This is a genomic window from Pseudomonas sp. MIACH (assembly GCF_001269925.1).
Classification (GTDB): domain Bacteria; phylum Pseudomonadota; class Gammaproteobacteria; order Pseudomonadales; family Pseudomonadaceae; genus Aquipseudomonas.
Window position 1 is genome coordinate 18,458 of the sequence record NZ_LHVO01000055.1, and the last position, 22,006, is coordinate 40,463.

The 22,006-nt window shown below is 61.0% G+C and carries 20 protein-coding genes, 1 tRNA gene and 1 pseudogene; 10 read left to right on the forward strand and 12 right to left on the reverse strand.

Annotated elements, in window-relative coordinates; genetic code table 11:
• Positions 1–10 precede the first annotated feature (10 nt).
• Positions 11–1,621: an arylsulfatase gene (locus AD670_RS22730; RefSeq protein WP_053137665.1), complete on the forward strand. Its 1,611-nt coding sequence runs from the start codon at positions 11–13 to the stop codon at positions 1,619–1,621.
• Here the strand turns inward: AD670_RS22730 and AD670_RS22735 are convergent.
• Positions 1,593–2,672 (reverse strand): fatty acid desaturase, encoded by a 1,080-nt coding sequence (locus tag AD670_RS22735; protein ID WP_053137668.1) that lies wholly within the window; start codon positions 2,670–2,672, stop codon positions 1,593–1,595. The genes AD670_RS22730 and AD670_RS22735 overlap by 29 nt on opposite strands.
• 101 nt (positions 2,673–2,773) lie before the next feature.
• On the opposite strand from AD670_RS22735, the gene AD670_RS22740 reads away from it, so the two are divergent.
• Positions 2,774–3,778, forward strand: coding sequence for an AraC family transcriptional regulator (locus AD670_RS22740; protein WP_053137671.1), 1,005 nt, complete (start codon positions 2,774–2,776; stop codon positions 3,776–3,778).
• 102 nt (positions 3,779–3,880) lie between these two features.
• On the opposite strand, the gene AD670_RS22745 is transcribed toward AD670_RS22740, so the two are convergent.
• Both AD670_RS22745 and AD670_RS22750 read right to left on the reverse strand, forming a co-directional pair.
• Positions 3,881–4,246 (reverse strand): response regulator, encoded by a 366-nt coding sequence (locus AD670_RS22745; protein ID WP_053137674.1) that lies wholly within the window; start codon positions 4,244–4,246, stop codon positions 3,881–3,883.
• A gap of 38 nt (positions 4,247–4,284) precedes the next feature.
• Positions 4,285–4,971, reverse strand: coding sequence for a Crp/Fnr family transcriptional regulator (locus tag AD670_RS22750; RefSeq protein WP_053137676.1), 687 nt, complete (start codon positions 4,969–4,971; stop codon positions 4,285–4,287).
• Positions 4,972–5,054: 83 nt separating this feature from the next.
• Here AD670_RS22750 and AD670_RS22755 point away from each other — a divergent pair, with 83 nt between their 5' ends.
• Complete coding sequence (locus AD670_RS22755; protein ID WP_053137679.1) at positions 5,055–5,582, forward strand: DUF962 domain-containing protein; 528 nt, start codon at positions 5,055–5,057, stop codon at positions 5,580–5,582.
• Positions 5,583–5,708: 126 nt separating this feature from the next.
• Here the strand turns inward: AD670_RS22755 and AD670_RS22760 are convergent, their stop codons facing one another.
• The 6 genes from AD670_RS22760 to dibA form a co-directional block, all read right to left on the reverse strand.
• Positions 5,709–6,689: a sulfate/molybdate ABC transporter ATP-binding protein gene (locus AD670_RS22760; protein WP_053137682.1), complete on the reverse strand. Its 981-nt coding sequence runs from the start codon at positions 6,687–6,689 to the stop codon at positions 5,709–5,711.
• A gap of 3 nt (positions 6,690–6,692) precedes the next feature.
• Positions 6,693–7,565 (reverse strand): sulfate ABC transporter permease subunit CysW, encoded by an 873-nt coding sequence (gene cysW / locus AD670_RS22765; protein ID WP_053137684.1) that lies wholly within the window; start codon positions 7,563–7,565, stop codon positions 6,693–6,695.
• Positions 7,566–7,578: 13 nt separating this feature from the next.
• The gene (gene cysT, locus AD670_RS22770; RefSeq protein WP_027607868.1) at positions 7,579–8,397 is read right to left on the reverse strand and encodes a sulfate ABC transporter permease subunit CysT; all 819 of its coding nucleotides are present in this window, start codon (positions 8,395–8,397) and stop codon (positions 7,579–7,581) included.
• A 77-nt stretch (positions 8,398–8,474) separates the two neighbouring features.
• Positions 8,475–9,485 (reverse strand): sulfate ABC transporter substrate-binding protein, encoded by a 1,011-nt coding sequence (locus AD670_RS22775; RefSeq protein ID WP_053137687.1) that lies wholly within the window; start codon positions 9,483–9,485, stop codon positions 8,475–8,477.
• A gap of 66 nt (positions 9,486–9,551) precedes the next feature.
• Complete coding sequence (oscA, locus tag AD670_RS22780) at positions 9,552–9,734, reverse strand: sulfur starvation response protein OscA (protein ID WP_003170956.1); 183 nt, start codon at positions 9,732–9,734, stop codon at positions 9,552–9,554.
• A 290-nt stretch (positions 9,735–10,024) separates the two neighbouring features.
• Complete coding sequence (gene dibA, locus AD670_RS22785; protein ID WP_053137690.1) at positions 10,025–11,938, reverse strand: phosphodiesterase DibA; 1,914 nt, start codon at positions 11,936–11,938, stop codon at positions 10,025–10,027.
• 166 nt (positions 11,939–12,104) lie between these two features.
• Between dibA and desA the strand changes: the two genes are divergently transcribed.
• A complete protein-coding gene (gene desA, locus AD670_RS22790) occupies positions 12,105–13,289 on the forward strand; it encodes a delta-9 fatty acid desaturase DesA (protein WP_053137693.1) in 1,185 nt (394 codons plus the stop codon).
• Between the two features lie 188 nt (positions 13,290–13,477).
• On the forward strand, positions 13,478–14,479 hold the full coding sequence (locus tag AD670_RS22795; RefSeq protein WP_053137697.1) for a sensor domain-containing diguanylate cyclase: 1,002 nt from the start codon (positions 13,478–13,480) through the stop codon (positions 14,477–14,479).
• Positions 14,480–14,493: 14 nt separating this feature from the next.
• On the opposite strand, the gene AD670_RS22800 is transcribed toward AD670_RS22795, so the two are convergent.
• The 3 genes from AD670_RS22800 to gabD all read right to left on the reverse strand — a co-directional run bounded on the left by AD670_RS22800 (position 14,494) and on the right by gabD (position 18,812).
• Positions 14,494–15,702: an HDOD domain-containing protein gene (locus AD670_RS22800; RefSeq protein WP_053137699.1), complete on the reverse strand. Its 1,209-nt coding sequence runs from the start codon at positions 15,700–15,702 to the stop codon at positions 14,494–14,496.
• Between the two features lie 208 nt (positions 15,703–15,910).
• Positions 15,911–17,188 carry a 4-aminobutyrate--2-oxoglutarate transaminase gene (gabT, locus tag AD670_RS22805; protein WP_053137701.1) on the reverse strand — a complete coding sequence of 426 codons (1,278 nt, stop codon included), beginning with the start codon at positions 17,186–17,188 and terminating at the stop codon, positions 15,911–15,913.
• A 181-nt stretch (positions 17,189–17,369) separates the two neighbouring features.
• Positions 17,370–18,812 (reverse strand): NADP-dependent succinate-semialdehyde dehydrogenase, encoded by a 1,443-nt coding sequence (gene gabD, locus AD670_RS22810; RefSeq protein ID WP_027607874.1) that lies wholly within the window; start codon positions 18,810–18,812, stop codon positions 17,370–17,372.
• Positions 18,813–19,182: 370 nt separating this feature from the next.
• Between gabD and AD670_RS22815 the strand changes: the two genes are divergently transcribed.
• The 5 genes and pseudogenes from AD670_RS22815 (at position 19,183) to AD670_RS22825 (ending at position 21,824) form a co-directional block, all read left to right on the forward strand.
• A tRNA-Arg gene (locus AD670_RS22815) sits at positions 19,183–19,259 on the forward strand.
• A gap of 236 nt (positions 19,260–19,495) precedes the next feature.
• Positions 19,496–20,199: pseudogene (locus tag AD670_RS32050) on the forward strand (DUF927 domain-containing protein).
• Between the two features lie 45 nt (positions 20,200–20,244).
• Entirely contained in the window at positions 20,245–20,484 is a 240-nt protein-coding gene (locus AD670_RS32055) for a hypothetical protein (RefSeq protein ID WP_256243931.1), read from the forward strand.
• A gap of 12 nt (positions 20,485–20,496) precedes the next feature.
• Positions 20,497–20,712: a hypothetical protein gene (locus AD670_RS32060; RefSeq protein ID WP_256243932.1), complete on the forward strand. Its 216-nt coding sequence runs from the start codon at positions 20,497–20,499 to the stop codon at positions 20,710–20,712.
• Between the two features lie 284 nt (positions 20,713–20,996).
• Positions 20,997–21,824: a hypothetical protein gene (locus AD670_RS22825; protein ID WP_256243934.1), complete on the forward strand. Its 828-nt coding sequence runs from the start codon at positions 20,997–20,999 to the stop codon at positions 21,822–21,824.
• The last annotated feature ends 182 nt before the right edge of the window (positions 21,825–22,006 follow it).

Here is a 22,006-nt window from a genome sequence, read left to right on the forward strand (position 1 = left end):
GAGCGCCTTGATGCCGCAACGTCCCAATTTTCTCGTGATCCTGGCCGATGACATGGGCTTCTCCGACCTCGGCGCCTTTGGCGGGGAAATTTCCACGCCGCACCTGGACGCCCTCGCGCTGAACGGCCTGCGCCTGACCGACTTCCACACCGCCCCCACCTGCTCGCCCACCCGCTCGATGCTGCTGACTGGCACCGACCACCATATCGCCGGTATCGGCACCATGGCCGAGGCGCTGACCCCGGAGCTGATCGGCAAGCCCGGCTACGAGGGCTACTTGAATGACAAGGTGGTGGCGCTGCCGGAGCTGCTGCGCGAGGCCGGTTACCAGACACTGATGAGCGGCAAGTGGCACCTGGGCCTGACCGCCGAACTGGCGCCTCACGCCCGTGGTTTCGAGCGTTCGTTCTCGCTGCTGCCGGGGGCGGCCAACCACTACGGTTTCGAGCCGACCTACGACGACCACACGCCTGGCCTGCTCAAATCCACCCCGGCGCTGTACATCGAAGACGACCGGTTCGTCGAACAACTGCCCAAGGATTTCTATTCCTCCGATGCCTTCGGCGACAAGCTGCTGCAGTACCTCAAGGAGCGCGACCAGGCCCAGCCGTTCTTCGCTTACCTGCCGTTTTCCGCGCCGCACTGGCCGTTGCAAGCGCCTGCGGACATCGTCGAGAAGTACCGTGGCCGCTACGACGCCGGCCCCGACGCGCTGCGCCAGGAACGCCTGGAAAAACTCAAGGCACTCGGGCTGATCGATGCCGACGTCGAACCCCATCCGTTGATCGAACTGAACACCCAGTGGGCGGCCTTGACCGACAAACAGCGCCAGGTCTCGGCGCGGGCCATGGAGGTGTATGCGGCGATGGTCGAACGCATGGACTGGAACATCGGCCGGGTCGTGGATTACCTGCGCCAGCAGGGGCTACTGGATAACACCTTCATCGTATTCATGTCCGACAACGGTGCCGAAGGCGCCCTGCTGGAAGCCTTTCCCAAGTTCGGCCCCGAGCTGCTGACTTACCTCAACCAGCATTACGACAACAGCCTCGACAATATCGGCCGCGCCAACTCCTACGTCTGGTATGGCCCGTCGTGGGCGCAGGTGGCAACCGCACCGTCACGCTTGTTCAAGGCGTTCACCACCGAGGGCGGGATTCGCGTGCCGGCGCTGGTGCACTATCCGCAGCTGTCGCTCAAAGGCCGTATCAGCCATGGATTCGGCACGGTGATGGACATTACGCCGACCATCCTGGACCTGGCCGGCGTGCGTCATCCGGGCAAACAATGGCGTGGCAAGCCGGTGGCGCCGCTGCGGGGCAAGTCGTGGCTGGGCTTCCTCTCTGGCGAGACCGCCCAGGTGCACGACGAAAACACGGTGACCGGCTGGGAACTATTTGGCCGCCGCGCGATTCGCCAGGGTCAGTGGAAGGCCGTGTACATCCCCGGCCCCGTGGGCCCGGCGACCTGGCAGCTGTATGACCTGGGCCAGGACCCTGGAGAAATCCACGACCTGGCCTTGAGTCATCCGCACAAACTCGCCACGTTAATCGGCCACTGGCAGCAGTATGTGGACGAAACCGGCGTGGTACTCAGTGCGTCGCCGTTTCAGCCGGATTGAGCCGGGCCTGGGGCGACGCCATGGGTTCAAGCCGATTAGCCCGCGCAAACGTACCGAAATCATTGAAGCGCACGCCCATCTGGGCCATGACCTTATGCGCCACCTTGGCCGTCATCTGGCGGATGTAGAACGGTTCCTTCACCACAAAGTGGTGAATCCCGTGGGTGCTGCCGAAGTTGAAGCAGAACGCCTGCAACGGCCATAGCCACCACGGATTCAGCACCTGGGTTTGCTGGATCACATTGCCCAGTTCCACATCGCCGTAGTAGTGCATGTTGGAGCTGACAAAGTGCAGGCAAAAGGTGCGCAGCACGTTGGGGCCGATGATCACCACGGCGGCGATGTCGATCACCTGCATCATCTGCAAGGTGCCGGTGGACCAGTCGATCGGCGTACCCAACAGGCTGGCGATGCCATTGGCGGCATGGAAGCCGAGGAAGATGTACCACGCGCCCCAATGCAGCAGCGCCAGGGGCGCGTAGACCAGCAGCGAGCGCTTGAGGATCTTGAGTTTGTGGCCCCAGGTCTTGGCGCGCAGCATGCGGATAAACGCCGACATCACGTTATCGCCCACCATCAGCAACCGCGCGAAGCCCCAGGGCTCGCCGTTGGTGATCGCGCGCTCCTCCATATCGGTCTCGGTGCCGGAGACCTTGTGGTGATTGAGGTGCAGGTGGCGACGGATCCACGGGTTGATGGTGCTCGGCCGCGCCAGCCACACCAGGCCCATCATCAGGTTGTGCGGCACGCGCTGTTTGCGAAAGTACATGCTGTGGATCAGGTCGTGTTCCAGCTCGTGGGTCAGTGAGGCGAGGAACGCATTGAGCAGCAGGCAGGCCCACCAGGCCATGTGACCGCTGATATAGAGCGCCGCCGAGCCGATCATGCCCACCAGCGCAAACGCCAGGATGCCCGCGCCCAGGGCGTCCTGATGCTGCAACCACGGATGCCGGCGGCGCAAGCGCACGCCTTCCGCGAGCACCACCTCACGGATATGCGCCGAACGCTGTTGCGCGTTCATCTGCTGGGGACTTGCAGAAGTACCGTCCATGCTCCCATCCTCTTATTCATTGAGGGTTACATCCTGCACCAGGGCTTGTTGCAGGACGCTAGCCCCACACGCCAACCTGTTGACCGCAAGCGCCAATCGCCATGACCGAACCGACTTCCCTCGCCAGCTGGACCCGCGCCCTGCGCAAGCAGCTCGATGCCCTCGGTCTCGACAGCGCCGCGCTGTGCGCCCAGGCCGGGCTCGATCCGCAGCAGATGGACGACCCCAACGCGCGTTACCCGCTGTCGGCCACCACGCGCTTGTGGGCACTGGCGGTGGAGGCCAGCGGCGATCCGGCCATCGGGTTGCGGGTGTCGCGGTTTGTCAGCCCGACCACCTTTCATGCGCTGGGTTATGCGCTGGTGGCGAGTGGCAGCCTGCGTGAGGTGTTCGAGCGCATCGTGCGGTATCACCAGGTGGTCAGCGACGCCCTGACGCTCGAACTTAGCGGCGATGGCGAGCGCTACCGCTTTCGCCTGCTGCAACCACCGGGCAGCCCGGCGCCGGCGCTGGAAGCCATCGATGCGTTTGCCGCGATCTATGTGCGCACATGCCGCAATCGCCTGGGACGCGACTACGCGCCGTTGGCGGTGTACCTGCGGCGCCCGGAACCCGCCGACCCCAAGCCCTGGCACGCGGTGTTTCGCGCACCGGTGTTTTTCGGCGCCGAAGAAGACCGCCTCGAATTTGCCGCCCGCGATTTCGACAGCCACCTGGACGACGCCAACCCGGAACTGGCCGAACATAACGAAACCGTGCTCAAACGCACCCTCGCCCAACTGCAACCGCTGACCTGGGAACGCAAGGTGCGCGCGGCCATCGAGGCGCAACTGCCCGATGGCGAGCCGAGTGCCGAGCGGATTGCCCAGGCGCTGCACTTGAGTTTGCGCAGTTTGCAGCGGCATCTGGCGGATGAGGGGTGTCGGTTTGATGCGTTGCTCAATGAGTGCCGGGAGAATCTGGCGTTGTTGCACCTGCGGGATCCGCAGTGCTCATTGGCGGAGATCAGTCATCTGCTCGGGTTTGCGGATACCAGCAGCTTTAATCGCGCGTTCAAGCGCTGGACGGGGATGACGCCGGGGCAGTTTCGGGATGGGTTGCGGTAGGGGGATGTGTGGTGACGGTGATGGCCTCATCGGGAGCAAGCCCCCTCCCACATTTGAAATGCGTTCTCCTGTGGGAGGGGGCTTGCTCCCGATGGCGATCGCTCAGCGACCCCGATCGCGCCGCAACAGTTTCTTCACCCGCATCACCAGCACCTTGGCCTCAAACGGCTTGAGCAGGTAATCATCCTCATGCAGCTCCAAGCCGCGCAGGCGATCTTCAATGCCGCCCGGCGTGGTCAGGAACAACAACGGCGTTTCGCCCTTCTGCCGGATGGCCTGCTGCAGCTTCCAGGCATTCAGGCCTGGCAGCATCACATCCAGGATCACCAGATCGTATTCGGCGCTTTCGACAAAGCGCTGAGCCGCCATGCCGTTGGCCGCGACTTCCACGGTGTAACCGGCCTCGTTCAAGCCCTGGGCCATCCGCTGTGCCTCTTCGGATTCATGTTCCACTAACAGGACGCGCATAACACACCTCGATTGATCAGGTTTGCAGGCTAACACCCTCAGGTGTGCGCCGCCTCTCGTAGCCGCTGTGCATCGAGGATTTCGATCTCGCCGTAGCCCAGGCGCACGATGCCTTGGGCTTGCAGATCCTTGAGCAAGGCGTTGGTGGTCTGGCGTGACAGGTTCAACATCGCCGCGAGGTCTTCCTGAGGCAATTGCAGCCGGCGCTTTGAGTGTTCGATGTCGCCGTAACCCTCAATGATCATCAACAAGCGGTGGGCCAGGCGCACGGAGGCCGGCATCAGGCTGAGTTGTTCGAGGCCGATAAAACTCAGGCGTAGCTTCTGACTCATCAGCAATGCCAGGTCACGCCAATACTGTGGGGTGTCATCAAGGATGCTCAGCAGCGCCTGCTGCGGCACCTGCAAGAGCGTGCAAGGCCCGGTGGCGCAGGCGTCGTGGGTGCGCGGCAAGCCGTCGAACAGGCAGATTTCGCCGAACCAGTAGGGCGCGCCCACCAGGCTCAACAGCGCTTCCTTGCCCTGCTCATTCACCGCACTGACACGCAGGGTGCCGTCGAGCACCGCATACAAGCCACAGGGCGGGTCGCCACGCTTGAACAGGTATTGTCCCGCCGTCAGCTGCCGCAGCCGCGCATGGGCCAGCAGACTATGCTGGAAAGGTCCGGGCAGATGACTGAACCAGTGACCGACGGCCAACCGGGCGTGCCATTGCTCTACGTCCATGGGAACTCCGAAGATTGTCGCCCAGCTGACAGTTAGTCCCAGGCTGACAGGGCATGATCAAACATCCTACAGGAGGAACAACAATGAAAAGCCTCGTCGATCACCTCAGTCAATACGCCGCTTACCACCGCGACCCACGCAATATCGCCAGCCACTTCATTGGCATCCCGCTGATTGTGGTCGCCGTGGCCGTGCTGCTGTCACGCCCCGAATGGGCGGTGGGCGGGCTGTGGCTTTCCCCGGCGGTAATCGTCGCGCTGTTTTCGGCGTGGTTTTACCTGCGCCTCGAACGGGCACTGGGCGTGCTGATGACGGTGTTGATGGGTTTGTCGGTATGGGCCGGGCATGCGTTGGCGGCGCAGAGCACGATGGTGTGGCTCAGCAGCGGCGTCGGCCTGTTTGTGGTGGGTTGGGTGATTCAGTTTGTCGGGCATTACTACGAGGGCAAGAAGCCGGCGTTTGTGGATGACGTGTCGGGGCTGATTGTGGGGCCGTTGTTCGTGGTGGCGGAGGTGGCGTTTTTGCTGGGGTTGCGCCAGGGCTTGAAGCAGCAGATTGAAGAGCGCTCGGGGCCAGTGGTTCGACGCGATCTGAAGCCGAGAGAGGCCTGAATGTGGGAGGGGGCTTGCTCCCGATTGCAGTGGGTCAGCAGCAGATAAGCTGGCTGAAACACCGCTATCGGGAGCAAGCCCCCTCCCACATTGAACCTGTTTCACATCGGGATTTTTGTTTGGGGCTCAGGCTTTTTGCCAGACCTTGGGTTTGAAGAACAAGGTCTCGCCGCGAGCCAGGCCGGTCAGGCTGTCGTGGTCTTTCACCACTTCGGCTTCGATCAGCTCACTCTGGCCTTCGACCTTCAAGGTCACCCGCGTGGTCGCGCCCAATGGACGAATATCACGCACTTCAGCCGCATGGTGGTCTTCCAGTTCGTGGCGCGACAGCGACACTTCATGGGGGCGGAACAGCACGTGCTGGTCTTCACCCAGGTGCAAGCGGTTGGAGTCGCCGAGGAAGTGGTAGACGAAATCGCTGGCCGGGTTTTCGTAGACGTCGCCCGGTGAGCCGATCTGCTCGATCACGCCTTTGTTCATCACCACGATGCGGTCGGCGACTTCCATGGCCTCTTCCTGGTCGTGTGTCACGAACACCGACGTCAGGTTGATGTCTTCGTGCAGGCGCGCCAGCCAGCGGCGCAGCTCTTTACGCACCTTGGCGTCGAGGGCGCCGAAGGGTTCATCCAGCAGCAGCACTTTCGGCTCGACCGCCAGGGCGCGGGCCAGGGCGATACGCTGGCGCTGGCCACCGGAGAGTTGTTCCGGGTAACGGTCGGACAGCCAGTCCAGCTGCACCATGTTCAGCAGTTCGTGAACCTTGGCCGCAATCTGGCTTTCGTTCGGGCGCTGGTTTTTCGGCTTCATGCGCAGGCCGAAGGCGACGTTGTCGAACACGGTCATGTGGCGAAACAGCGCGTAGTGCTGGAACACAAAACCGACGTTGCGATCGCGCACGTCGTGGCCGGAGACGTCTTCACCGTGGAACACGATGCTGCCGTCGTCCGGGGTTTCCAGGCCGGCGATGATGCGCAGCAAGGTAGTCTTGCCGCAGCCGGACGGGCCAAGCAACGCCACCAGCTCGCCACTCTGGATGTCCAGATTGATGCTGTTCAGGGCCTTGAAGGCGTTGAAATTCTTGCTGACATTACGGACTTCAATCGACATGACTTATTCCTCAGCCGCACCGGCGCGCAGGCGATTAATACGGTTCTCGCTCCACTGCTTGAGCAGCAGGATGAAGAGCGCCAGGATCAGCAACAGACTCGCCACCGCAAAGGCGGCAACGTGGTTGTATTCGTTGTAGAGAATCTCGACGTGCAGCGGCAGGGTGTTGGTCACGCCGCGAATGTGGCCGGACACCACCGACACCGCGCCGAACTCACCCATGGCCCGCGCGGTACACAGCACCACGCCGTAGATCAGGCCCCATTTGATGTTCGGCACGGTGACATGCCAGAACATCTGCCAGCCATTGGCACCGAGCAGGCGCGCGGCCTCTTCTTCCTGGGTGCCCTGCTCCTGCATCAGCGGGATCAGTTCCCGGGCGACGAAGGGTACGGTGACGAAAATGGTCGCCAGTACGATGCCGGGCAAGGCGAACACGATCTGGATGTCATGCTCCTGCAACCACGGGCCAAACAGGCCCTGGGCGCCGAACATCAGCACGTAGACCAGGCCTGCGATCACCGGGGAGACCGAGAACGGCAGGTCGATCAGCGTGACCAGGATGCTCTTGCCACGGAACGAGTACTTGCTCACGCACCAGGCGGCGCTGACGCCGAATACCAGGTTGAGCGGCACCGAAATCAGCACGGCGATCACCGTGAGTTTCAACGCGGACAACGCGTCCGGTTCAAGGATCGCGGTGAAAAACGCGCCGAGGCCATTCTTCAAGCCCTGGGACACCACGATAAACAGCGGCAGCAGCAGGAACAGGAAGAACACCAGCCAGCCGAGGCTGATCAGGATGCGCCGGGAAACAGCGCTGCCACGGCGGGCGGCGTTGGCCGAGGATGCAGCGGAAATAGACGATTGGGACATGTTCCGCGCCTCCTTATGGACGTTCGATGCGCCGCTGCAACAAGTTGATCAGCAGCAGCAGGACAAAGGAAACCACCAGCATCAGCACGCCAATGGAGGTGGCACCGCGGTAGTCGTATTGGTCGAGCTTGACCATGATCAGCAGCGGCAGGATCTCGGTTTTCATCGGCATGTTGCCGGCGATGAAAATCACCGAGCCGTACTCACCGACGCCACGGGCGAACGCCAGGGCGAAGCCGGTCAGCCAAGCGGGCAGCAGCGCGGGGACGAGGATGTAGCGGAACACCTGCAACGGCTTGGCGCCCAGGCAGGCGGCGGCTTCTTCGATTTCCCGGGGGATATCCGCGAGTACCGGCTGCACCGTGCGCACTACGAACGGCAGGGTCACGAAGGTCAGCGCCAGGGTGATGCCCAACGGGCTGTAGGCGATCTTGAAGCCCAGGTCGGCGGCGAACTGGCCCACCAGGCCGGTCGGCGTGTACAGCGCAGTCAGGGCAATACCGGCCACGGCGGTGGGCAAGGCGAACGGCAGGTCGATCATCGCATCGATGATCTTGCGGCCGGGGAAGGTGTAGCGCACCAGCACCCAGGCCAGCAGCGTGCCGATCACGCCGTTGATCAGGGCGGCGTAAAGCGCGGTGCTGAAGCTCAGTTTCAACGCCGCCAGCACACGCGGTGCGGAGATGATGTTCCAGAACTGATCCCAGGTGAGTTGTGCGGCGTGTACAAACATCGCCGCGAGGGGGATGAGTACGATCAGGCTGAGGTACACCACGGTGTAGCCCAGCGTCAGCCCGAAGCCGGGTATGACGGGGGAAATACGACGCGACATAAGAGTCCTTGGTTAGCGGAACTGACACACAAAACCCGCAGGTGAATGCGGGCTCTGTGGGCGGGTTGTTGCTCGGCTTACTGCGCCGTGTAGATCTGGTCGAACACGCCACCGTCGTTAAAGAATTTCGGTTGGGCAGTTTTCCAGCCGCCGAAGTCTTTGTCGATAGTCACCAGGTCCAGTTTCGGGAACTGCTGGGCGTATTTGGCGGCCACTTTTGCATCGCGTGGGCGGTAGAAGTTCTTCGCCGCAATCTCCTGGCCAGCCGGGCTGTACAGGTGCTTGAGGTATTCAGTGGCGATCTCGGTGTTGCCCTTTTTCTCGGCGTTCTTGTCGACCACGGCCACCGGCGGCTCCGCGAGGATCGACAGGGACGGCACGACGATGTCGAACTTGTCGGCGCCGCCGTCTTCTTTCAGGGCCAGGAAGGCTTCGTTTTCCCAGGCCAGCAACACGTCGCCCTGACCGTTGTTGACGAAGGTGATGGTCGAGCCACGCGCGCCGGTGTCGAGGATCGGCACGTGCTTGAACAGCTCTTTCACGTACTCCTGGGCCTTGGCTTCGCTGCCACCGGATTTCAGGCCGTAGGCCCAGGCGGCCAGGAAGTTCCAGCGTGCACCGCCGGAGGTTTTCGGATTAGGCGTGATCACCGACACGTCTTTCTTGATCAGGTCGCCCCAATCCTTGATGCCTTTAGGGTTGCCCTTGCGCACCAGGAACACAATGGTCGAGGTGTACGGGGTGCTGGCGTCCGGCAGGCGGGTCTGCCAGTTCTCCGGCAGGGTCTTGCCCAGCTTGGCGATTTCATCGATGTCACCGGCCAGGGCCAGGGTCACCACGTCGGCGCGCAGGCCATCGATCACGGCCCGGCCTTGCTTGCCCGAACCACCGTGGGATTGCTGGATCTTGACGTTGTCGCCGGGGTGGGACTGTTTCCAGAAGTTGGTGAACTCTGCGTTGTAGTCCTGGTACAGCTCACGGGTAGGGTCGTACGAGACGTTAAGCAACTCGTAGTCCTTGGCAACGGCGGAACCGGCAAACACGGCGCTGGCCAGGGCGGCCAAGGCATAACGGCGAATCGACGACATAGAAGCTCCTGAAAATTCTGGGGTGTTGGCTTTTTCTTATAGTTGCGGGTCTATCGCCGTTCTTGCTTAGCTCGGTTTGTTACCCGGGTTCTGCAAACGGAATTTTTCCTTGCGTTCGATCTGTACCACTTGAGCGTTGTGCACAGTGATTTCCACCGCGCCAAACCGCAGATCGCGCAAGGCGCTCTGGATCTCACGCAAAATGGCTGCTTCGTCCTGGCCGTCGACGCTACGTAGAGATGCGCTCATGGTCTCGCTCCTGAAATGAATAGTGCCTCGCAGTGGCGGCACTGCTTGCGGCGTAGGGCGATAGTAGATAAGCGCGGATATTCTTAAAAATACTATTTAAGAATGTTTATATAACCGAAAAGAATTTTCTGGCAGGACGCGGGGTTGCGTGGGGCATGCGCCGAAAACAGCACCTTGCAAAGACCTCTATGTGGGAGGGCGCTTGCCCCCGATGGCGGTGGGTCAGGTACCGATGTTCTGCCTGATGCGCCGCTATCGGGGCAAGCCCCCTCCCACATTTTGAATGCACTTCAAGGCTGGAGAGTGGGTGCGCGGCTCCAATCAATCTCGTCCGCCGGCATCGGCCGCCCAAACCAGTATCCCTGGCCCATATCGCAGTCTTGTTCCAACAAAAACCGCGCCTGCTCCACTTGCTCGATCCCCTCGGCATGCACCTGCATGCCCATGCTTTTGGCCAGGGCAATGACCACGCGCACAATCGCGGCGTCGTCGTCGTCCCATGGCAATCCTGCGACAAAGCCCTGGTCGATCTTGAGTTTCTGCACCGGCAGGCGCTTGAGGCGCAGCAGTGAGGAATAGCCGGTGCCGAAGTCATCGATGGCCAGGCGCAAGCCCAGTTCGCGCAGGCGGTGCAGTTGTTCCAAGGCTACTTCCGGGTCGTCCATCACCGCGCTTTCGGTGACTTCCAGCTCAAGGAACGCCGGGTCCAGACCGGTATCGTGCAGCACTTGGGCGACTTGATCGTAGAGTTCGCGTCGGGCAAACAGGCGGCTGGATACGTTGATGGCAATAAAACTCAGCGGCACGCCGTCGGCCAGCCACTGGCACATCTGGCGGCAGGCCTGCTCCATCACCCAGCCATCGATATCGGCAATCAACCCGGTCCGCTCGGCGATGGGGACGAATTCGCCCGGTGGCACCAGGCCGCGTTCCGGGTGCTCCCAGCGCACCAGGGCTTCGACGCCAATCAGGCGGCTGGTGTGCAAATCATGCACAGGCTGGTAGTAGACGCGCAGCTCCTGCTGTTCGAGGGCGCGTCGCAGCTCGCGGGCGATTTCCACACGGTTCTGCGCGTGGGCGGTGAGTTCTTCGGTGTACAGGGCGTAACCTTCGCGCCCCACGCTTTTGGCCTTGAACAGCGCGGAGTCGGCGTTGCGCAGCAACTGTTCGGCGCTCAGGGCGTCATTTGGGAACAGGCTGATGCCGATGCTGGCGCTGATAAAGAGTTGATGGCCGTCAAAGATGAACGGCTGCTTCATCACATCCAGCATGCGCTGCGCCAACGCTGCGGCCTGCACCACCTGTGAACAGCTTTCCGCAAGCACCGCGAACTCATCCCCACCCAGGCGCGCCAGGGTCACGCCGGGGCCGAACAGCGCCTTGAGCCGCTCGCCCACCAGCTTGAGCAACTGGTCGCCAATGTTATGGCCGAGGCTGTCGTTGATGATCTTGAAGTGGTCCAGGTCCAGCAACAGCAGGGCGCAGCCGCGTTTGTGCAGTTGCGCCGAGGCCAGCGCCTGCTCGGCGCGGTCGGTGAACAGCAGGCGGTTGGGCAGGTCGGTCAGCGGGTCGTGGTGAGCCAGGTGGGCCAGTTCGTGTTCGGAATTCTTGATGGCGCTGATGTCGGAAAACACCGCGACGTAGTGGCTGACGTGGCCCTGGTCATCGTGAATCACGCGAATGGTTTGCCACTGTGGATAAATCTCACCGCTTTTGCGCCGATTCCAGATTTCACCGCTCCATTCGCCACTTTCTTCCAGGGTCTGGAACATCTGCTGATAGAAATTCGACGAGTGGCGACCGGACTTGAACAGGCTCGGCTGCTGGCCCATGACGTCCTCGCACTGATAGCCGGTAATTTCCATGAACGCCCGGTTCACATGCACGATCAGGCCGTTGGCGTCGGTGACCAATACCCCTTCGCGGGTGCAGTCGAACACGGCGGCAGCCTGGCGCAGGCGCTCACGGTTCTCTTTCAAGGGTTGCTGCAACTGGCTGGCCCCGGCAAACCGGGCACAGATCAGGTAGATCAGCAGGGCGCTGAGCACCACCCACACATAGCCGCGCACCTGCAACCAGTGGCTTAGCTCGGTCGGATTATCGAGAAACTCGATCAATACCCGATGAGTGATACCTATCCAGGCACTCGAAGCCAGCAGGTATACCAGCCCCGCACGCAGGGCACCTCGGTATGAAAACAGCATATGTCCAGTAATCCTTACCCAAAATCCGGAATTGTCCTACAAAGACTGTGGATTATAGGATATGTAACATCTCGTAAGTCTTATCTGAAAGGGCCGCTGGTTTTCTCTGTAGGCTTAGTGATAATGCGTGAGCTGTTCTTTTCTTTATCTGAGGGCCATACAGCCTATGTGGTACAACGGTTTTCTTGACCTGTCAGCCTGGCAACTGGTGGCAGTCACTCTGTTGATGACCCACGTGACCATCGTTGCGGTCACGGTCTATCTGCACCGCTATTCAGCCCATCGCTCCCTGGAGCTCAATGCTGGCCTGAAACACTTCTTCCGCTTCTGGCTGTGGTTGACCACGGCGCAGAACACCCGCGAGTGGACTGCCATCCACCGCAAGCACCACGCCAAATGCGAAACCGTCGACGACCCGCACAGTCCGGTGATCAAGGGCCTGTCTACCGTACTGCGCAAAGGCGCCGAACTGTATCGCACCGAGGCCGAAAACCCGGAGACCCTGCGTATCTACGGCAAGAACTGCCCGGACGATTGGATCGAGCGCAAGATCTACACCCCCTACCCGCTGCTTGGCGTGGCGATCATGGGTGTGATCGACCTGCTGCTGTTCGGCACCATCGGCATCACCATCTGGGCGATCCAGATGATGTGGATTCCATTCTGGGCCGCCGGCGTGATCAATGGCCTGGGCCATGCCGTGGGCTATCGCAACTTCGAATGCCGTGACGCCGCCACCAACCTGGTGCCGTGGGGGATCATCGTCGGCGGTGAAGAGCTGCACAACAACCACCACACCTATCCCAACTCGGCCAAGCTGTCGGTGAAGAAGTGGGAATTCGACCTGGGGTGGGCGTGGATCAAGGTATTCAGTTTCCTGCGCCTGGCCAAAGTGCAGCGTGTAGCACCGATTGCCCACCGCGTGGAAGGCAAGGGCCACCTGGACATGGACACCGCCATGGCGATCCTCAATAACCGCTTCCAGATCATGGCCCAATACCGCAAGTTGGTAATTGGCCCGCTGGTCAAGCAGGAGCTGGAGAAGGTCGATCATTCGGTGCGCCACCAGTTCCACCGCGCCAAGCGCCTGCTGTCGCGGGAAACCAGCCTGCTGGATGACCGTCACCACCTGCGTATCCAGAGCATGCTGGAACACAGCCAGGCCCTGAAAGTGATCTATGAAAAACGCCTGGCACTGCAGCAGATCTGGCTCAAGACCAGTTCCAACGGCCATGACATGCTGGCCGCCATCAAGGAATGGGTACACGAGGCCGAGGCCAGCGGCATCCAGTCCCTGCGGGATTTTGCCCACCAATTGAAGACCTACTCACTGCGACCTGCATCCGTATGACAACATGGCGGGAGGGCCTTCCCTCCCGCCCATCAGCTTTTTGGCGTCATTTCTCGGACACCGTCAATCGCGCCTGTTGACGGAACTTCACTGCAATTCCCCTCTCTCAATGAACACTTCGCCATCATGGTGACCCCTTGTAGTGACCGCTGCTCGATCTTGCGGCGCGCCCAGAGAGAGTTGTACCGATGGTTCACGAAAAGTCCTGCTTACCCGATACGCCCACTGCTGAGCCGCCGCGCCCAGCAGCTGCGGCGACCCTGCTGGCGCTGATGCACGCCCAGGGTGAAGTCGAGCGGCTGAGTGAGCGCGAACAACTGCTCAGTTCTCTGCTGGTCAGCGTGAACGCCGTGCTGTGGGCCATCGATTGGCAAACCCGCCGCGTGCTCTACGTGAGCCCGGCGTATGAGCGGATTTTCGGACGCTCCGCCGGCCTGTTACTGGCCGACCACCGGGAATGGCGCAACAGCATTCACCCCGAAGACCTCGACTACGCCGAACACAGCCTGGCCCGTGTGCTTGAGCTGGGCGCCGTGGAGGACCGCGAGTACCGCATTATCACCGCCGACGGGCAGATCCGCTGGCTGAGCGACAAGTGCTACATCAACCAACAGGTCGAGCCCGGCGAACCGGTGATCGTCGTCGGCATCGCCGAGGACATCACTGAAAAAAAGCAGCTGGAACTGGAGTTGCACCGTCTCGCCACCACCGACGTGCTGACCCAGAGCAGCAACCGCCGGCACTTCTTCGAATGCGCCAACCAGGCCTTCGACAGCGCCTGCGCCCAAGGCGCGCCGCTGGCCTTCCTGTTGCTGGACATTGATGACTTCAAAGACGTGAACGACACCTACGGCCACCTGGAGGGCGACCAAGTGCTGCGGCGTATCGCCGAGAGCGGTCGCGGGGTACTGCGCCGTGGCGATCTGTTCGGGCGCATTGGCGGCGAAGAATTCGCGGCCGTGTTGCCGGGTTGCGCGCCGGAGATGGCCCTGCAAGTGGCTGAGCGCCTGGGCCGGGAGATCCAGGAGCTGAGTTTCAGCTACGAAGGCCAGACGTTCGGCGTGACCATCAGCCAGGGCCTGGCCAGCCTGACCGAGGAAGACTCAACCCTGGACAGCCTGTTCGCCCGCGCCGATGCCGCGATGTATGAGGCCAAGCGCCTGGGCAAGAATCGTGTGATTGCGGGTTAGAACTTCATTGTTCTCTAAGGCTTGCGCAGCCTCATCAGTTCCGACAAACCAATCTTCAGCAAGCGCGCGGTCTTGCCGCGGGCCAGCTCTTCCAGCCCTTCATGCTCGGTCAAACGAGCCATTTGCGCAGCCAGGTTCACCACCAGCGCATCCCGGGCGTACACCCCGCCCTCCAGGGAATAGGTCGCCGCAATCAATTGGCGCAACTCCAATGGCAACCGCCAGCGGGCGCGCAGGGCTGAGCCATAGGCGGCGCCAAAGGTGTAGAGGGACTCGCCAATCGCTTCGTCATCCAGCGCCCCGCCGCCTTGGCGCCACTCTTCCAGGCAGCGCAACAACGCCAGGTCGCCTAACCGGTGCAGGATGCCGGCGCAGTAACAACGCTCGTCGTCCAGCCCCAACATACGCGCGAGGCCCCGAGCATAGTCGGCGGTGTCTTGGGACAATTGCCAATGGCGCTCGGCGTAGGCCACCAGGCCCGGGTCACCCAATACCACGTTGTGCTTGAGGGCCAGGCCGAGGATCAGGTTCATGCTTTGCCCGGCGACGAGCTTGTGCAACGCCTCGGGCAGGGTTTGCACCGGCGAGCCGTGATGGCCGGCGCTGTTGGCAGCGGCGATCAGCACGGCGGTGATTTGCGGGTCCATGCGCACCAGGTCTTCCAGGTGCTTGAGGTCCAGGCCGTCGGGGCCGAGGCTAGCTTGCACGGCGGCTTTCACATCGACCCGCAACGGCGCGCCATCGGACGCTTCGCGACGGCGTTCGAGGAACACGGGCAACGTCATGCCCGGCGCCAGCGGCGGAATCTCGCAGTACACGTTTTCGCCTTCGTTAAGCAGCAGGTCCTGCAGGCGCTGGGTCAGGCTTTCCATGTTCAGGGGTTTGGTGAGGTACGCCGTGGGCGCCAGGGGCAGGGCTTCGCGCACACTGGCGCTGTCATTGCGGCTGCTCAGCAGAATGAACGGCAGCGCGGGCGCGCGACGCGTCTGACGCACGTTGCGCAACAAGCTGAGGCCATCGATGCCCGGCAGCTCCCAATCCGCCAGGATCAAGTCGTAGGCCTTTTCCCGCAGCAGCGTGGCGGCCTGCTGCCCATCGGCACACACATCCAGCCGCGCGTCGCAGCGCACATTCAACAACACTTGCTTGAGCAGATCCCGTGACCAAGGGTCCGCCTCGGCAATCAACACTCGGGGTACAGCCGGCAAATCAACAGCAGTCATCCAGCACGCTCCATCGGCAATGCTTGCAACCTTAGACAATGACGCCGACTGCGTAAAATGCTGGGGCACAAAAAAACCGCCGAAGCGGTTTTTTGTTGTTTGTAGGCGCGAGCTTGCTCGCGAAGACCGTCAACGATAACGCGGGCAACCAGAATAACGCGGTGCCTGGGCGTTTCTCGCGAGCAAGCTCGCTCCTACAGGGGCTGTGTTACAGCTCGGAGAAGCACTCTTCGATGATTGCCAGGCCTTTGTCCAACAGCTCGTCCGGTGCGGTCAGCGGGACCAGTACGCGCAACACGTTGCCGTAGGTGCCGCAGGACAGCAGGATCAGGCCCTTGTCACGCGCCTTGGCCACCACGGCCGCCACAGCAGCAGCGTTTGGCTTGTGGCTGTCGCCGTCTTCGAACAACTCGACCGCGATCATCGCGCCCAGGGCACGCACATCGCCGATCACCGGGTACTTGGCTTGAATCGCCTTGAGGCCAGTCACCAGGCGCTCGCCGACAGCCTTGCAGCGGTCCAGCAGGTGCTCTTCTTCGAACACTTCCATCACCGCCAGCGCAGCGGCGCAAGCGATCGGGCTACCGGCGTAGGTGCCGCCCAGGCCACCTGGGGCAATGGCGTCCATGTATTCGGCCTTGCCGCACACACCGGCCAGCGGGAAACCGCCAGCGATGGATTTGGCGAAGGTGGTCAGGTCGGCGGCAACGCCCATCTGCTCCATGGCGAAGAAGGTACCGGTACGGCCGGCGCCGGTTTGCACTTCGTCGGCGATCAGCAGGATGCCGTGCTTGTCGCACAGTTCGCGCAGGCGCTTCATGAACGGCTTCGGCGCGACGTAGAAACCGCCTTCGCCTTGTACCGGCTCGATGATGATGGCGGCAATATCACGCGGCTCGGCATCGTTCTTGAAGATGCGCTCGATGCTGGCGATGGAGTCGTCGTCGCTGACACCGTGCAGTTCGTTCGGGTACAGCGCGCGGAACACGCCGCCGGGCATCAGGCCCATGCCGGCCGAGTAAGGCACGACTTTACCGGTCAGACCCAGGGTCATCATGGTGCGGCCGTGGTAGGCGCCGGTGAAGGCGATCACGCCAGCACGGCCAGTCGCGGCACGGGCGATTTTCACGGCGTTTTCAACGGCTTCGGAACCGGTGGTGACCAGCAGGGTTTTCTTGGCGAAATCGCCTGGGACCTTGGCGTTCACTTTTTCGCACACTTCTACGTACGGCTCGTAGGCCAGTACCTGGAAGCAGGTGTGGGTCAGCTTGTTCAACTGCTCGGTCACGGCGGCGATGATTTTCGGGTGCACGTGGCCGGTGTTCAGCACGGCGATACCGCCGGCGAAGTCGATGAACTCGCGACCTTCAACGTCGGTCACGGTGGCGTTCTTCGCGGATTCGGCGAAGATCGGGTGAATCTGGCCAACACCGCGCGGTACAGCGGCTTCGCGGCGTTTCATCAGGGAAGCGTTGGTCTTGCTCATAAAGTCCTCATTCGCCACTCATCGGGTGGCGTTGTTCAAGGAATACGTGACGGGGAGGCAACTACGGCAGCATGCGATGATCGACTGCCACAGCTTTCCCGGCCACTACGAATAACGGTGTGAAACACGCAAAGGGTCAGCGCTCTCGTGCCCTTTGCGTTTACTGCAATCCCTTCCCGGCTTAGATGCCCAGGCAGAGGTATTTGATTTCCAGGTAATCCTCGATCCCGTACTTGGAGCCTTCACGGCCCAGGCCCGAGGCCTTGATGCCGCCGAACGGCGCCACTTCGTTGGAGATCAACCCGGTGTTGACCCCGACCATGCCGTATTCCAGGGCTTCGGCCACACGGAACACACGGCCCAGGTCGCGGGCGTAGAAGTAGGAAGCCAGGCCGAACTCGGTGTCGTTGGACATCGCGATCACTTCGGCTTCGTCTTTGAAGCGGAACAGCGGCGCCAGCGGGCCGAAGGTTTCTTCCTTGGCAACGGCGGCGTTTTTCGGCACGTCGACCAGGATGGTCGGTTCAAAGAAGTTACCTTCCATGACCTTGCCACCGGCCAACAGCTTGGCGCCTTTGCTCAGGGCGTCGGCGATGTGTTCCTGGACCTTGGCCACGGCTTTTTCGTCGATCAGCGGGCCGGTAGTGGTGCCTTCTTCCAGACCGTTGCCGATCTTCAATTTGGCCACCGCCACTTTCAGCTTTTCGGCGAACGCGTCGTACACCGAATCCTGGATGTACAGGCGGTTGGCGCAGACGCAGGTCTGGCCGTTGTTGCGGTACTTGGAGATGATCGCGCCTTCGACGGCCTTATCCAGGTCCGCGTCGTCGAACACGATAAACGGCGCGTTGCCGCCCAGCTCCAGGGAAACTTTCTTGATGTCCTTGGCGCATTCGGCCATCAACTGGCGACCGATTTCGGTCGAGCCGGTGAAGGACAATTTACGCACGATCGGGTTGCTGGTCAGCTCGCCGCCGATGTCGCCGGCGCTGCCGGTGACCACGCTCAGCACGCCTTTCGGGATACCGGCACGGTGCGCCAGCTCAACCAGGGCCAGGGCCGAGAACGGGGTTTGCGAAGCAGGCTTGATCACCATAGTGCAACCGGCGGCCAAGGCCGGGCCGGCTTTACGGGTGATCATCGCGGCCGGGAAGTTCCACGGAGTGATGGCGGCGGTCACACCGATAGGCTGCTTGATCACGATCAGGCGCTTGTCAGGCTGGTGGCCGGGAATCACGTCACCGTAGATGCGCTTGGCTTCTTCAGCGAACCACTCGATAAAGGACGCGGCGTAGACGATTTCGCCCTTGGCTTCGGCCAATGGCTTGCCTTGTTCGAGGGTCATCAGGCGACCGAGGTCGTCCTGGTTTTCGATCAGCAGCTCAAACCAACGGCGCAGCTTGTTGGCGCGCTCCTTGGCGGTCAGCGCACGCCAGGCCGGCAGCGCCTTGTCGGCAGCTTCGATAGCGCGACGGGTTTCCGCGGCGCCCATCTTCGGCACGGTGCCGATAATCTCGCCCGTGGCAGGGTTGTTGACCTTGATGGTCTGACCGTTGTCCGCATCCACCCAAGCGCCATCGATAAAGGCTTGCTGGCGGAACAACTGGGAATCTTTGAGCTGCATGTCGGCTTTCCTTAACAGCACCGCGCGCACGCGGAGCGAATTAGAGTTGTTGAAAGGCGCCTTGTGGGCTGCCGTCAGGGAAATCAGCCCCCGCGCGCGCGATCAATAAATAGCGCACGAGAGACAGAGCGTTTGAAATCTCAAACGAATCCTAGGATCAATGGGGGTACAGGGCAATAGTCTGTTCGAAAAAAAGAACGAAAACGGCGCATTTGCTGGATTTTTCTGATCAGCGTGATTTGAGCGCGTTCCGCCGCGTTGACCAACGGCGCCCGGCGCAGGGCCTCTGCGCAGCAAATGCCTACGTTTGAACGGCCAAAGACCAGCATGGACGCCCAAGGTCGACATGGGTATGATGTCGCCCGCACAAGCATCCGTAGCTCAGCTGGATAGAGTACTGCCCTCCGAAGGCAGGGGTCGTGGGTTCGAATCCCGCCGGGTGCACCATATAGCAGTCTCGGGCTTTCTCAGACAGTCTACGAAATACCCCAAGAAGCCCGCCCTGTGCGGGCTTTCTTGTATCTGGCTATCCGTCCCTGTCTACCCCTATAACTTCCCGCCGTGTATTCGCCTTGCCGGAAGCCGATCAGGACGCAATGCCCGCAACGACCTGCAGAGTTATCTCGGCGGGTTCGACAGGACCCAGCGCGCACGCTTGGTGAGGCGCTTGGGCTGGCACGACAATGCGTTTTCTATTGCCCGAACAACAGATCGGTTCGCACTCCGAACACCTTTATTTTTATGAAGCCGGTGCGCAGTTGCCACCGATCTGCGAAGCGGGTTCTCTGGAGAAATGGCAGCAGCAAATCGGCGCGCTGTGCGTTGGTAATCACCGCTTGGCGTTTGTCGTCTCTGTGGCCTTTGCAGGGCCGTTGCTGAACCTGCTGGAGATGAGTCAGGCGGCTTCCACCTCTACGGCGACAGCTGCGGCGGCAAGACCACCCACTTGCAGGTCGCTGCCTCGGTCTATGGCGGGCCGCGCTTGGTGCGTTCGTGGCGCTCGACAGATAACGCCCTGGAATCCATCGCCGCCGCCCACTCAAACGGTCTCCTGGTGCTGAATGAAATCGGCATGTGCGATCCACGCATTGTTGGCGAGACGGTGTACATGCTCGGCAACGGCACCGGTAAGGCCCGGGCGAATGATCGAGGACAAGCGGGCCGACAGGTGCAGGAGTGGTGCTTGCTGTTTCTCTCGACGGGCGAGAAGACTTTGGCGCAGCACATGGCGGATGCCAACAAGGAGCTGAAAGCCGATATGGAGGTGCGCATGCTCGCCGTCCCTGCGGATGCCAGCAAAGGACTCGGTATGTTCGATGTGCTGAACGGTTTTGAGGACGCTGCCGCTCTCTCCGATGCGCTCAAAGCCCGAGTAGCCAAATACTAGCCCCCCCTCACCGCCTTCCTGCACGCACTGTGTGCGCCTGTCGAAATGCTCAGATGGACGGTGATCATTCGCCGCACGGTGGAGCAGTTCATCACCCAAAACCTGCCCGTTTCGGCCAGTGGTCAGGCGCAGCGTGCCGCCCTTCGCTTTGACCTCGCAGCAGCAGCCGGAGAGTTGGCCACCTCCTTCGGCGTCACCGGTTGGCCTGATGGTACGGCCACGACTGCCGCGCGGGTTTGCCTGCATGCATGGCTGGCTGAGCGTGGCGGCGCCGGTAACTTCTAGGGTGATGCGATCTTGGCTCGACTGCGCCAGGTGATCGAACGATTCGGAGAAAGCCGCTTCACCCGCGGGGAATCAGCCGCCGCCAAGATCGATGAATACGGCCCACGCACGATTGATCGGTTGGGCTTTCGCAAGACGATGGAACACGGGATGGGCGACGCCCTGCACACCACCAACACCTACTACGTGCTGCCGGAAGCATGGCGCCCGAGATCTTCCGAGGCATGAACCTGAGTGCGGTCAACAAAGAGCTTTTGCGAAAGGGTGTTCTAGAGCCTGGAAAGGACGGCAAAGCCTCAACCGCAGTGCGACTACCGGGACAGGGCTTGCAGCGCTGCTATGTGGTTGTCCAGTGCCAGAACAAGGTGATCACGGCGCCCAGGCGGCGTAATAACGGCCGCTCCATGAGGAATGCAGGCTCACCTTGGCCTGGCCCGCCAACGAAAAAAAACCAGTCAACCTTTCGCCTTTAGGAACGCAACATGAAACAGCTATAACAGCAACAAGCCGCCTTGATTCAAGAACTGGAAACACTGGAAGAAAGCCTGCCACAACTGGAGGCCGAATGGCGCAATGCACCCAGCGGATTCAGCGCGAATGGCAACGTAATTGGAAGCCCTGAAAGCCGCGAGGCTATGGAAAAATTATCAAGCGTCAAAGCCCGCATAGATGCAATTCCCGGTGAGCTGGCATCAATTGATCGCAAGCTTCAACACCTGGAGAGGTTAGAAAAAACTGGTCAGATCAAAGCTGCCGCTATTCAAGCGATGACCGATGCAACCGCTGAAGTAGAAGCGCTGGAACGAAAAAAATCGCACCTGAGCGAGCGGTTTCTGACAATTCAATCAGAAGCCGATCAAGACCTGGAAAAGGCGCAACAAGCCGAGCGCGATGCTGCAACGTCCTACGCCAAATGCCTCGCGAGCGGTGATGCCGAAGGGGAAAAATCAGCAAGCGGAGAAATGCAAAAGGCCGCTAAGCAACTGGCAACAACGGACGAGCAGGTAAGGAGGCAAGACCTGATCCTCAGTGCTCTGCAAGTCGAGCTTGATGCTCTTGAGGCTCAAATCACGAGTGCTCGCCAACGTGGAGATGAGTCCAAGACAGCCGCATTGAGCGCGGTTGGATTTGCATTAGATGAGGAGTGGAACGCGGTGACCGAGCAACTGCTCGCTGTAGGCGCACGGATACTTGCCGTCAGCTACCAAAAAGGCGGAATGGGTGATGCGTTGTCTGGGCTTGAGGTGCCCCGTTTCGATCCCTTCCATTCGAGCCTTGAACGCTCCGATTTGGCAGCGGTCGCCCGCAACTTCTCTCTAGACGACCTTCTCGCCGCGTAGATCCGAATCAGCCCGCACATGCGGGCTGCTTTCCCAACAGACTATCCTTAATCTATGAAACATATAGATAATAACAATGTTATGACTTTCAACTTAATAGAAAATTTCATCCGGATCGGCTGGCTCTATAGTCTCTGTTATCATTGTACTAACACTATTATTACTAACATACCCCATAGAAA

Bases quoted from the DNA above. Each gene is read 5' to 3' on its own strand.
- cysT (WP_027607868.1), bottom strand. From the start codon at position 8,397: ATGTCGCGTCGTATTTCCCCCGTCATACCCGGCTTCGGGCTGACGCTG.
- AD670_RS22775 (WP_053137687.1), bottom strand. From the start codon at position 9,485: ATGTCGTCGATTCGCCGTTATGCCTTGGCCGCCCTGGCCAGCGCCGTG.
- AD670_RS22730 (WP_053137665.1), top strand. From the start codon at position 11: ATGCCGCAACGTCCCAATTTTCTCGTGATCCTGGCCGATGACATGGGC.
- oscA (WP_003170956.1), bottom strand. From the start codon at position 9,734: ATGAGCGCATCTCTACGTAGCGTCGACGGCCAGGACGAAGCAGCCATT.
- AD670_RS22800 (WP_053137699.1), bottom strand. From the start codon at position 15,702: ATGACTGCTGTTGATTTGCCGGCTGTACCCCGAGTGTTGATTGCCGAG.
- AD670_RS22740 (WP_053137671.1), top strand. From the start codon at position 2,774: ATGACCGAACCGACTTCCCTCGCCAGCTGGACCCGCGCCCTGCGCAAG.
- AD670_RS32055 (WP_256243931.1), top strand. From the start codon at position 20,245: ATGCTCAGATGGACGGTGATCATTCGCCGCACGGTGGAGCAGTTCATC.
- AD670_RS22735 (WP_053137668.1), bottom strand. From the start codon at position 2,672: ATGGACGGTACTTCTGCAAGTCCCCAGCAGATGAACGCGCAACAGCGT.
- AD670_RS22795 (WP_053137697.1), top strand. From the start codon at position 13,478: ATGGTTCACGAAAAGTCCTGCTTACCCGATACGCCCACTGCTGAGCCG.
- desA (WP_053137693.1), top strand. From the start codon at position 12,105: ATGTGGTACAACGGTTTTCTTGACCTGTCAGCCTGGCAACTGGTGGCA.
- AD670_RS22745 (WP_053137674.1), bottom strand. From the start codon at position 4,246: ATGCGCGTCCTGTTAGTGGAACATGAATCCGAAGAGGCACAGCGGATG.
- AD670_RS22760 (WP_053137682.1), bottom strand. From the start codon at position 6,689: ATGTCGATTGAAGTCCGTAATGTCAGCAAGAATTTCAACGCCTTCAAG.
- AD670_RS22750 (WP_053137676.1), bottom strand. From the start codon at position 4,971: ATGGACGTAGAGCAATGGCACGCCCGGTTGGCCGTCGGTCACTGGTTC.
- cysW (WP_053137684.1), bottom strand. From the start codon at position 7,565: ATGTCCCAATCGTCTATTTCCGCTGCATCCTCGGCCAACGCCGCCCGC.
- gabD (WP_027607874.1), bottom strand. From the start codon at position 18,812: ATGCAGCTCAAAGATTCCCAGTTGTTCCGCCAGCAAGCCTTTATCGAT.
- dibA (WP_053137690.1), bottom strand. From the start codon at position 11,938: ATGCTGTTTTCATACCGAGGTGCCCTGCGTGCGGGGCTGGTATACCTG.
- gabT (WP_053137701.1), bottom strand. From the start codon at position 17,188: ATGAGCAAGACCAACGCTTCCCTGATGAAACGCCGCGAAGCCGCTGTA.
- AD670_RS22755 (WP_053137679.1), top strand. From the start codon at position 5,055: ATGAAAAGCCTCGTCGATCACCTCAGTCAATACGCCGCTTACCACCGC.